The sequence below is a fragment of the Siminovitchia fortis genome (genome assembly GCF_007681465.1).
Classification (GTDB): domain Bacteria; phylum Bacillota; class Bacilli; order Bacillales; family Bacillaceae_C; genus Siminovitchia; species Siminovitchia fortis.
The window spans coordinates 1-9360 of sequence record NZ_VEKZ01000086.1; the positions used below are offsets into that span (position 1 = coordinate 1).

Below are 9360 nucleotides of genomic sequence, written 5' to 3' on the forward strand. Positions count from 1 at the left end.
ATGGGAATCGAACCCACGACAACAGCTTGGAAGGCTGTAGTTTTACCACTAAACTACACCCGCATTATTATTTTTTCTATGGTCGGGAAGACAGGATTTGAACCTGCGACCCCTTGGTCCCAAACCAAGTGCTCTACCAAGCTGAGCCACTTCCCGTTCGATAGATTAAAAGAGAATGTTTTAATTGGCGCGCCCGAGAGGAGTCGAACCCCTAACCTTTTGATCCGTAGTCAAACGCTCTATCCAATTGAGCTACGGGCGCATGTGTTTTTGGTGCGGTCGAGAGGACTTGAACCTCCACGGTATTGCTACCACTAGGCCCTCAACCTAGCGCGTCTGCCGATTCCGCCACGACCGCCTTTTTCAAGGACAAAATATATTTTAGCACCTTACCTTGAATGTGTCAACAAGTTTTTTATATCTCATTCTCTTTTTTTAAAAGAGTGAGCCATGCAGGATTCGAACCTGCGACCCTCTGATTAAAAGTCAGATGCTCTACCAACTGAGCTAATGGCTCTTGGCTGGGCTAGCTGGATTCGAACCAGCGAATCACGGAGTCAAAGTCCGTTGCCTTACCGCTTGGCTATAGCCCATCAATCCAAGTTCTTTATTATACAGAAACCAGCAAAAAATTGCAAGGATTTTTTAAGCGGTCCCGACGGGAATCGAACCCGTGATCTCCTGCGTGACAGGCAGGCATGTTAACCGCTACACTACGGGACCAGGAAATTATGATGGCCAGCTGCAGCGCCTAGCCCCTCGTGGTCATAAGTCAATTCCCTGTGGCGGCTGAAGTGCTGCCTCCTCGGGAATCGCCTTATGCTTGTCGGGGCTGAACAGGCCCTTCCGCTTTTCTATTGTCCAGCTACAGACGGCAGAGGCTCGAGGTCGCTTCAGTCAAGCCCATGAAGTCAAAGAACGACTTCACAGGCTTGCCCTCCAGCGCTTGTCGCCCCTAAGCAGCCGTCTTCCGCTTTTCTAATGACCCCTACGGGATTCGAACCCGTGTTACCGCCGTGAAAGGGCGGTGTCTTAACCGCTTGACCAAGGGGCCAACATAAAAAAATGGCGGAGAAGGAGGGATTTGAACCCTCGCGCCGCTTACGCGACCTATGCCCTTAGCAGGGGCACCTCTTCGGCCTCTTGAGTACTTCCCCGTACGAATGCTCTTCCGATTATAAATACTATCCGCAGGGCTGTCAAGAGGTCCACGGCAATTTTTATTCTTAATTTCAGACTTTCCATGAGCTGTCTCCTGCTTACCTCAAAACATCTGAATTCAAACTTTTTCCTGAAGCTTTCCACGGCACTTTCCACAAAAATAGCGGTTTGTGTTTACCCTCCGCTGCCGTTCATAATGCTGTCCGCATTTCGTGCAAACGTAGATCCGCTTTATGGCAGCCCTTTTCTTTTCTATGACGAGCGGCGTGCAATGCCTGGGAGCCCCGACTTCTTTCATAAGCCACCGAAAGTCCTCGTCCCGATGTTTGTAGCCTTTCCCTTCTATATGAAGATGGTAGTGGCAGAGCTCATGTTTAATAATACCTTCCAGTTCGTCCATTCCGTGCTCCTCATAATATTTCCTGTTGATTTCGATATTGTGAGTCCCAAGCATGTAGCGTCCTCCGGTCGTCCTGAGTCGCGGGTTAAAGAAAGCCCGATGTTTGAATGGTTTTAAAAAATATGTTTCAGAAATCTCTTCAGTCAGTGCCTGAAGCTGTTCGTTTGTCATTTCCTTACCTCCGGCTGCCCTAAAAATTGAACACGACAGCTATTTTCATCATATAATAATACTACCAAAATTTTCGGCGGGGAGGTTATGACGAATGCCTGTCTGGTTTCAAAACCAGATGCAGAAAGCCTTCTTGGAAAAAGACCGGTATCAAATTAAACTGCTTAACCAATGTTGGTTTTTTTACAGAAGAAAACACTGCTCACCCTGAAGCAGTGTTTTCTTCATTTATTTATTCGGATCGATCATCGTCAAAGACAGGCGCCCTTTTTGAACATCGACATTCTCCACCCAAACGGCAACGACATCTCCGAGTGAAACAACATCAAGCGGATGCTTCACGAAGCGGTTGCTCAATTTTGAAATATGGACCAGGCCATCCTCTTTGACTCCAACGTCTACAAAAGCACCGAAGTCAACAACGTTCCGGACTGTTCCCTGAAGTTCCATTCCGGCCTTCAAGTCTTCAAGCTTCAATAAGTCTTTTTTCAACAAAGGCTTTGGCAGTTCATCACGCAGATCGCGTCCTGGTTTCATCAATGATTCTATAATGTCCCGAAGAGTCAACTCGCCAAGCCCGAGCTCCTTCGCCGTTTCCTCAACCGACAAATGCTTTAAGGCTTCAGCCATTTTTTCAGTGCCGACATCCGCAGTGGTCAACCCGACTGATTCAAGCAGTTTCTTAACTTCCGGGTAACTTTCCGGATGGATAGGCGTGGCGTCGAGCGGATCCTTTCCATCTAATATGCGCATGAATCCGATCGCCTGCTCATACGTTTTCGCTCCAAGCCTTGGGATTTTCTTTAATTGGGCACGGCTCGTAAACTTCCCGTTTTCCTCGCGCTGCTTTACAATATTGTTTGCTACTGTTTTGCTTAAACCCGATACATATTGAAGCAGCGAAGCGGATGCGGTATTTACGTTTACCCCCACTTGGTTCACCGCTGTTTCAACAACAAAGGCCAGTTGCTCGTTCAATTTCTTTTGGGTGACATCATGCTGGTATTGGCCGACGCCTACTGATTTGGGATCGATTTTTACGAGCTCTGCAAGCGGGTCCTGCAAACGGCGGGCGATTGAGACTGCACTTCTTTCTTCGACTTGCAGCTCAGGAAACTCCTCCCTCGCCAAATCGGATGCCGAATAAACGCTTGCCCCCGCTTCATTGACAATAATATAGGAGATGTCAGCATTTAACTCTTTTAAAATATTGGCTGTAAACTGCTCCGTTTCCTGTGAAGCCGTCCCGTTGCCGATCGCAACAATCTCAATGTTATATTTTTTCAAAACATCGATCATCTTCCCTTTCGCCTGCTCGGGTTTCGCTTTTGGCGGATGCGGATAAATCACATCAATATGAAGAACTTTTCCTGTCTCATCGACAACAGCGAGCTTGCAGCCGGTCCGATAAGCCGGATCCACACCAAGGACCATTTTTCCTTTTAGCGGGGGCTGAAGCAGCAGTTTCCGGAGATTTTCGGAAAAAATATGAATGGCCTGGTCTTCCGCTTTTGCCGTCAGTTCATTTCTGATTTCCCGCTCAATGGCAGGCTCAATCAGGCGCTTGTAACTGTCTTCGATTGCCTCCGCAACGTCTGGGGCGGAAACGGAAGCTTCCTTTTTAATGAACTTTCTCTTTAAATAGCCGATGATTTTTTCTGTATCCGGCTTGATGGATACCCGTAATATACCTTCCTTTTCACCGCGATTTAATGCAAGGATCCGGTGAGGAACGATTTTTTTCACCGGTTCTTCATATTCGTAGTACATCTCATACACCGATTTTTCGTCCAGCTCTGCCTTTTTCACTTCTGACGTCACTTGGCCGGAACGGAACGTTTCGTCCCTGATCCATTGCCGGACTGCGGCATCGTCGGAAATCCGCTCAGCCAGAATATCTTTAGCCCCCTGGATCGCTTCATGGGTATCTCTTACTTCTTTTTCATCGGAAACATATTTTTCCGCTTCCTCTGTCACTTTCCCCTCTGCAGGAAATCCCCACATCCAGTCAGCCAGCGGCTCTAATCCTTTTTCCTTCGCAACGGTCGCTTTTGTCCGGCGTTTTTGCCGGTATGGACGATAGAGGTCTTCCACTGTCTGCAGTTTATCGGCTTTAACAATTTTTTGTTTCAATTCTTCGGTCAGCTTTCCCTGCTCCTCAATGAGGCGAAGGACATCCTCTTTTCGCTGCTCCAAATTTTGTATGTACGTCCAGCTTTCCATAATATCTTTTATTTGAACCTCATCAAGCGCCCCGGTCATTTCTTTACGATAGCGGGCAATGAACGGAACCGTGTTCCCTTCTTCAAGCAAAGTGATGACACTTTTGACTTGTCTGCCTGAAAGCTGCAATTCTTTTGCCAGCTTCTGAATGAGCTGATCGTGATGGGTCTTCGTTTCAGTTTCAATCATCGGAATCCCTCGTTTCATTTTCAATCACTATTATTTTATCTTAACATCGCGGTACACCCAAATACCATGTTGAGTAAAAAAACAAAAAACCCGCTTACTTAAGCAGGCTTCCGACAATAAATGTAACATCATCATTTTTATTTATTTGATTCACTTTCAACCGGTTGGCAATGGCAGATACCGTTTGGCGGTTGTCGGTGAACGGTTTTGAACCCTCTTTGACAAAACCGTCTGAATGGATTAAGAAGTTGGATTGGGGTTCGTAAGGGAATGTTTGCGTCCGGAATTTTTGGGGCCTGCCTGATAAATAACCCGATACAGGCATTGGATAGACCATTTTACCGGAGGGAGTATACAAATAAAATCTGATGTTCCCGACACAGCTGTATTCAAAGGTCTTTTCACGGAAATCGACTTTAAAGATGGCAGTTGCCGCTCCGCGTTTGCTGAGAAGCACTTTGTTGCTGAAGTTCATGAGTGTCTGGACATCTTCTTCCGGGTTTGATTTGACAACGGAAGTGACTGCCCGGGAAGATTCATAGGCGTACTCACCGCTTCCAAGGCCATCAGCAAGAACGCAAAGAAAGTAATCATTGTTCGCTGTCATGTAGAAGCTATCGCCGCAATAAGTTTTTCCCTCTTTGGCTCTTTGAAAAGCATATGCCTCCAGGCGTTCGCTTTGAAAATGTATCATGAGGTTGAGCTCTCCGTATTAGCCGGCTCTGCAAATATGGCGTCCTTCAGCTTCTTAATCGCCCGGCGCTGAAGCCTTGAAACATGCATCTGCGAAATATTTAACAGGTCGCCGGTTTCCTTCTGGCTCAAATTATCCAAATACGTATATTGGATAATTTGTCTTTCCCTTTCCGTCAACACATGCAAGACTTTTTCCACAACAAGCTTCTGATTTACTTTTTCATAGCCCTCGTCCACATTTCCGATAATATCCAATAAAGTAACGGTACTGCCATCAGAATCCGCTTCAATGGAATGATCCACAGATAATGCTTGATAGCTTTTGCCCATTTCCATCGCTTCCAGCACTTCTTCTTCCGTCACATCCAGGCGGTCCGCGATTTCATGAATTTGCGGAGACCGCTGAAGCTCCCTCGTCAAATCCTCTACGGTCGTCTTGATTTTCGGCCCCAGTTCCTTGATTCTGCGGGGAACATGAACACTCCACGTCTTGTCGCGCAAAAAACGTTTAATTTCTCCGATAACCGTCGGGATCGCAAAAGCTTCGAACGATTTCCCGTATGATTCATCGTAACGCCTTATAGCACCGAGCAGGCCGATGATTCCCACTTGAAAAATATCTTCGTGGTATGACTTGCCTTTTGAATATTTGCGCGCGATTGAGTCTACCAAGTTTTTATAATGAAGGACAAGTTCGTTTTGGGCCTCTTCGTCTTCGTGGAGCTGAAAGGCCTTGATCAATTTATTGACGTCAGTGTTTTTGTAATCAGGTTGAGATTTTTTCGGCATCAAGCTCCACCTGCTCCCCTTTGAGGTATTTCGTCATATGGACACTGACCCCTTGGTTCAGCTGGACGTTTACTTCATCCATCAAACTCTCAATTAAATATAGACCCAATCCTCCTTCACGCATAAATTCCACATTTTCCTTTTCATTATATGGGCCGGTTTCGCGGCGTATCTTTCTCATATCAAAGCTTTTTCCGGAATCAGACACCATTACCTCAAGGCGGTCGTTATATAGCGCAAATCCCGCAACAACTTCACCGTCCTCATTCATCTTGTACGCATGCTGAACTGCGTTAGTGACAGCTTCACTTGCAGCAATTTTAATATCTTCAATTAATTCATATGAAAAACCCATCCGGCTGGCGATCCCCGAAATGGTCAATCTGATGACTCCAACATATTCCGGCTTGGCAGGCACCTTCATCTCGATATAATCAAAAGCTGCATCCATTATACTCCACCCTCCACCTCGGTATTGATGTCCATCACATCTGCAAGCCCGGTTATATCAAACAGGCGCTGTAGCCTTTCCGTCATACCGGTCAGCTTCATTTCACCGTTATGAGCACGAAGCTGTTTAAAAATCCCGACAAATACACCAAGACCGGTACTGTCCATATAGTTCACACCCGATAAATCTATATTCATTTTGACGTTATCGCCCTTGGCAGCCTCCATGAGTTTCTCCTTTACCTTTGGAGCTGTATAAGCATCTATTTCGCCAGTAAGCTCCACGTAAATAGTGCCGTCCTCTTCTTTTACCTTTATAGAAACATTCACATTACCCACCCCTATAATATGTAAGTTTGTAGTACTTTTTACACATACCCGACTTTTAGATAAAGCAAACATATTTTTTATTTTATGAATCTCTTTAAAATGATTAATGTAAAATCATCCCGAAGTTCAAATTCCTGCAGTCTTTCCAATTCTTTGTAGACGCTCACTACGATTTCCTGAGCCGGCAAATCAATATATTTCCTGATCAGGCCCGTCAGGTCCTCCCTTTCGATAAAACCTTCGTCAGTCCGGCATTCAGTGACGCCGTCAGATAAAAGGATGACCATGTCGCCCGGCGCCAAATCTTTTAGATATTCACGGTATTCGGTATTCTTATCAATTCCAAGTAACAATCCTCTTCCTTCCAGCTCCTTAAACTCCTTGCTCTCTGCATGGTAAAAAAAGCCGGGTTCATGTCCTGCGCTTGAATAACAAAATGTATGTTCCCGTTGGTCATAGACCCCAAAGCACATCGTAATGAACATGCTTGGATCGACATTCCTCTCGACGACCCGGTTTAAGATTTTGAGTATCGTACCCGGCCGAAGTTGATCTTCCGGTAAACTGTCCATGGCATATTTGATCATCGACATGGACAGTGCAGCAGGGATCCCTTTTCCGATGACGTCCGCAATCGCTATCCCGACATTTTGGGCGTCATCGATGACAAAATGAAAGTAATCGCCGTTCATTTGTCTGGCCGGCACACTGATCGCCCCAATCTCTGCCCCTTGTATTTGGGGGATGGACGTCCTGAGCAGAGTCTGCTGCATGCTGGCAGCCACTTCGATTTCGTTTTTCAGCGCCATCTGCTTAGTCCTGAGAATTTGATGCTCCCTGTACGCAAGCCCGTAGGCTATCATCACTTCCAGAAGGACATCAAATGAATCCAACAATTGTTCGGCGGAATGATCCCCTTCCATCATAATCGCCTTGTGAAGGCTGACAATTTCTTCAGGTGCGATACGATGCTCAATCAGCTTGCGGCTTAATTTTTGTCCTTGATAAAGAATTTTCTCATCTTTATCAATCAAATATTTTTTAATAATATCTCTGTATTTCGGTTTAACCGTATCCCAAAAATCCACTCAACCCACTCCTTCTACCGGAGCCACTTGATAGCAGTGATGACAGTGCCCTTTCCCTCTTGTGATTGAACATCAAACTCATCCATTAACCGTTTGACACCCGGAAGACCGGCTCCCAATCCTCCGGAAGTAGAATATCCGTCTTCCATCACTTTTCGAATATCCGCTATCCCCGGCCCTTCATCTTCTGCAATTATTTTCAATCCTTTTTTTCCATCTGAACATATTTTATCAATGGTTACTTTTCCCTCACCGGCATATAAGAAAATATTTCGGGCCAATTCGCTGATCGCAGTTGTAATCCTTGCCTGGTCCACTACCCCAAAGCCCAGCTCTTTCGCGGCATTTCTGCCTAATTGGCGAACTGCTACGATGTCCCATTCATTTAATATTTTTACGAAGGACTGCAGCTCCATAGGCTTAATCCCCCAGTTCCTGTTGTAATTTATCCAATCCGTTTTCCAGATCAAGAGCGGTCATAACATCCTCCAGCCTGATTCCCAATTCAATGAGAGTAATGGCCACCGCCGGCTGTATTCCGGTAATGACAACTTTTGCACCCATCAATTTTGACATTTCCATTACGTCGCCCAATACTTTGGCAATGAAAGAGTCAATAAAATCAATGGACGTAATGTCGATGACGACACCACGGGCATTTGTCGTATGAATTTTTTGCAAGAGATGTTCCTGAAATGAAAGGGCTGTTTGGTCATCCAATTCCCACTGAATGGAAACGAGCAAACAATCCTTGAGCTTTAAGATCGGTATTCTCAATCTTTACCCTCCTTAAGCACCACGATTTTTCTATTGGTAAACTCCATTGCTTTTTCAATTCCCTTTTGCAGGGTGCTTGTCGTTGTAATCTGATTAAGATTGATGCCGAGGTTAACGATCGTTTGTGCAATCTCCGGACGGATTCCCACAAGCATGCACCTTGATCCTACCAACCTGACAGCATCTGCCGCCTGTATGATGTGATGTGCAACCATCGTGTCGACAACAGGAACACCGGTTATATCGATCAAAACAACTTCCGAACGGTGTTTAACGACTCCCGAAAGCAAATTTTCCATAATCAGTCTCGCTCTATCCGTATCAATCGTTCCCACGAGCGGCATGACAGAGATCTTTTCAAATACAGGTATCAATGGGGCTGACAATTCTTGAAGGGCAACCTTTTGAAGGGAAACGGTTTTCTCCCAATTATTGGAATAAGACTCGATGATCTGATTCGTCATCGGGGCAACCCAGCGATCTATCTCGGTGATCAATTCGATCACTTCTTCGCTGCTGTAATCCTTTTCCTTTTGCATTAACTCCAAAACAAGGATTTTTAACGTACTAAGCCCGTCCATTAAAAAGACCAGCTCCCAGCCAATCCTGACAACCCTCTCAGTAAAGCGTTCAACCTTCTGGTTAAACCCATTCTCTGAATCTATGATGTTGGAAACCGCAACTTCAATAAACTCATGGCTAATGTCTTTGAACACATCATCTGAAATGAGGTTCAATGACCGTTCGTGGCTGCTTATTTTCATTGCGGCCATCCAATTTTCGAGCAGATCGCCCTTGTGTTCTTTTATAAAATTGACAACTTCGGTATTCACTCATTCATCCTCCAATCGTTTGCCTGTTTACGCCCTAATTTTGTTTCATATAGTTATTCTAGCAATTTCGCCATGCAATTGACAAACGTTTGCAAGAAAGCCCAATTTCCCGCAATCGCTTTCAATTGGCGTTTATATCATTAAGTCTGGGTCGATATTCCCGACTGTTTTAAACATAGCAATAGCGGGTATTAAGAAAAGCGCAAGCGCCTTGCCCATCGACGTACAGACTGGAGTGCCTCCGACGAGATAA

General features: G+C 45.4%; 11 protein-coding genes and 8 tRNA genes. 1 reads left to right on the forward strand and 18 read right to left on the reverse strand.

Going from position 1 to position 9360, the window contains the following annotated elements; all coding sequences use genetic code 11:
* Window positions 1-79: 79 nt before the first annotated feature.
* The 9 genes from FS666_RS18120 to FS666_RS18160 all read right to left on the reverse strand — a co-directional run bounded on the left by FS666_RS18120 (window position 80) and on the right by FS666_RS18160 (window position 1732).
* Window positions 80-156: transfer RNA gene (locus FS666_RS18120), tRNA-Pro, on the reverse strand.
* Window positions 157-185: 29 nt separating this feature from the next.
* Window positions 186-262 (reverse strand) — tRNA-Arg (locus FS666_RS18125).
* Between the two features lie 9 nt (window positions 263-271).
* Window positions 272-358 (reverse strand) — tRNA-Leu (locus FS666_RS18130).
* 86 nt (window positions 359-444) lie between these two features.
* A tRNA-Lys gene (locus FS666_RS18135) sits at window positions 445-517 on the reverse strand.
* A gap of 1 nt (window position 518) precedes the next feature.
* Window positions 519-593: transfer RNA gene (locus FS666_RS18140), tRNA-Gln, on the reverse strand.
* A 57-nt stretch (window positions 594-650) separates the two neighbouring features.
* Window positions 651-723, reverse strand: a tRNA-Asp gene (locus tag FS666_RS18145).
* Between the two features lie 259 nt (window positions 724-982).
* Window positions 983-1054, reverse strand: a tRNA-Glu gene (locus tag FS666_RS18150).
* A 12-nt stretch (window positions 1055-1066) separates the two neighbouring features.
* Window positions 1067-1157, reverse strand: a tRNA-Ser gene (locus tag FS666_RS18155).
* Window positions 1158-1279: 122 nt separating this feature from the next.
* Window positions 1280-1732 carry a SprT family protein gene (locus FS666_RS18160; RefSeq protein WP_120075872.1) on the reverse strand — a complete coding sequence of 151 codons (453 nt, stop codon included), beginning with the start codon at window positions 1730-1732 and terminating at the stop codon, window positions 1280-1282.
* A 94-nt stretch (window positions 1733-1826) separates the two neighbouring features.
* On the opposite strand from FS666_RS18160, the gene cmpA reads away from it, so the two are divergent.
* Window positions 1827-1943: a cortex morphogenetic protein CmpA gene (gene cmpA / locus FS666_RS18165; RefSeq protein ID WP_120075874.1), complete on the forward strand. Its 117-nt coding sequence runs from the start codon at window positions 1827-1829 to the stop codon at window positions 1941-1943.
* 17 nt (window positions 1944-1960) lie between these two features.
* Here the strand turns inward: cmpA and FS666_RS18170 are convergent, their stop codons facing one another.
* The 9 genes from FS666_RS18170 to FS666_RS18210 form a co-directional block, all read right to left on the reverse strand.
* Window positions 1961-4144, reverse strand: coding sequence for a Tex family protein (locus tag FS666_RS18170; protein ID WP_120075875.1), 2184 nt, complete (start codon window positions 4142-4144; stop codon window positions 1961-1963).
* Window positions 4145-4238: 94 nt separating this feature from the next.
* Complete coding sequence (locus FS666_RS18175) at window positions 4239-4838, reverse strand: PP2C family serine/threonine-protein phosphatase (protein ID WP_120075877.1); 600 nt, start codon at window positions 4836-4838, stop codon at window positions 4239-4241.
* Window positions 4835-5629, reverse strand: coding sequence for an RNA polymerase sigma factor SigB (gene sigB / locus FS666_RS18180; RefSeq protein WP_120075879.1), 795 nt, complete (start codon window positions 5627-5629; stop codon window positions 4835-4837). The genes FS666_RS18175 and sigB overlap by 4 nt, the downstream gene beginning before the upstream one ends.
* Entirely contained in the window at window positions 5607-6080 is a 474-nt protein-coding gene (gene rsbW / locus FS666_RS18185) for an anti-sigma B factor RsbW (protein ID WP_120075881.1), read from the reverse strand. The genes sigB and rsbW overlap by 23 nt, the downstream gene beginning before the upstream one ends.
* A complete protein-coding gene (locus FS666_RS18190) occupies window positions 6080-6409 on the reverse strand; it encodes an STAS domain-containing protein (protein ID WP_120075882.1) in 330 nt (109 codons plus the stop codon). The genes rsbW and FS666_RS18190 overlap by 1 nt, the downstream gene beginning before the upstream one ends.
* A 77-nt stretch (window positions 6410-6486) precedes the next feature.
* Window positions 6487-7497 (reverse strand): PP2C family protein-serine/threonine phosphatase, encoded by a 1011-nt coding sequence (locus tag FS666_RS18195; RefSeq protein WP_144463647.1) that lies wholly within the window; start codon window positions 7495-7497, stop codon window positions 6487-6489.
* A gap of 14 nt (window positions 7498-7511) precedes the next feature.
* Window positions 7512-7913: an anti-sigma regulatory factor gene (locus tag FS666_RS18200; protein WP_120075886.1), complete on the reverse strand. Its 402-nt coding sequence runs from the start codon at window positions 7911-7913 to the stop codon at window positions 7512-7514.
* A 4-nt stretch (window positions 7914-7917) separates the two neighbouring features.
* Window positions 7918-8274: an STAS domain-containing protein gene (locus tag FS666_RS18205; RefSeq protein ID WP_120075887.1), complete on the reverse strand. Its 357-nt coding sequence runs from the start codon at window positions 8272-8274 to the stop codon at window positions 7918-7920.
* Entirely contained in the window at window positions 8271-9107 is an 837-nt protein-coding gene (locus FS666_RS18210) for an RsbT co-antagonist protein RsbRA (RefSeq protein ID WP_144463648.1), read from the reverse strand. The genes FS666_RS18205 and FS666_RS18210 overlap by 4 nt, the downstream gene beginning before the upstream one ends.
* Between the last annotated feature and the right edge of the window lie 253 nt (window positions 9108-9360).

What these genes read in the sequence shown, in the direction of transcription:
- FS666_RS18160 (WP_120075872.1), bottom strand. Translation starts at nt 1,732, where the DNA reads ATGACAAACGAACAGCTTCAGGCACTGACTGAAGAGATTTCTGAAACA.
- cmpA (WP_120075874.1), top strand. Translation starts at nt 1,827, where the DNA reads ATGCCTGTCTGGTTTCAAAACCAGATGCAGAAAGCCTTCTTGGAAAAA.
- FS666_RS18170 (WP_120075875.1), bottom strand. Translation starts at nt 4,144, where the DNA reads ATGATTGAAACTGAAACGAAGACCCATCACGATCAGCTCATTCAGAAG.
- FS666_RS18175 (WP_120075877.1), bottom strand. Translation starts at nt 4,838, where the DNA reads ATGATACATTTTCAAAGCGAACGCCTGGAGGCATATGCTTTTCAAAGA.
- sigB (WP_120075879.1), bottom strand. Translation starts at nt 5,629, where the DNA reads ATGCCGAAAAAATCTCAACCTGATTACAAAAACACTGACGTCAATAAA.
- rsbW (WP_120075881.1), bottom strand. Translation starts at nt 6,080, where the DNA reads ATGGATGCAGCTTTTGATTATATCGAGATGAAGGTGCCTGCCAAGCCG.
- FS666_RS18200 (WP_120075886.1), bottom strand. Translation starts at nt 7,913, where the DNA reads ATGGAGCTGCAGTCCTTCGTAAAAATATTAAATGAATGGGACATCGTA.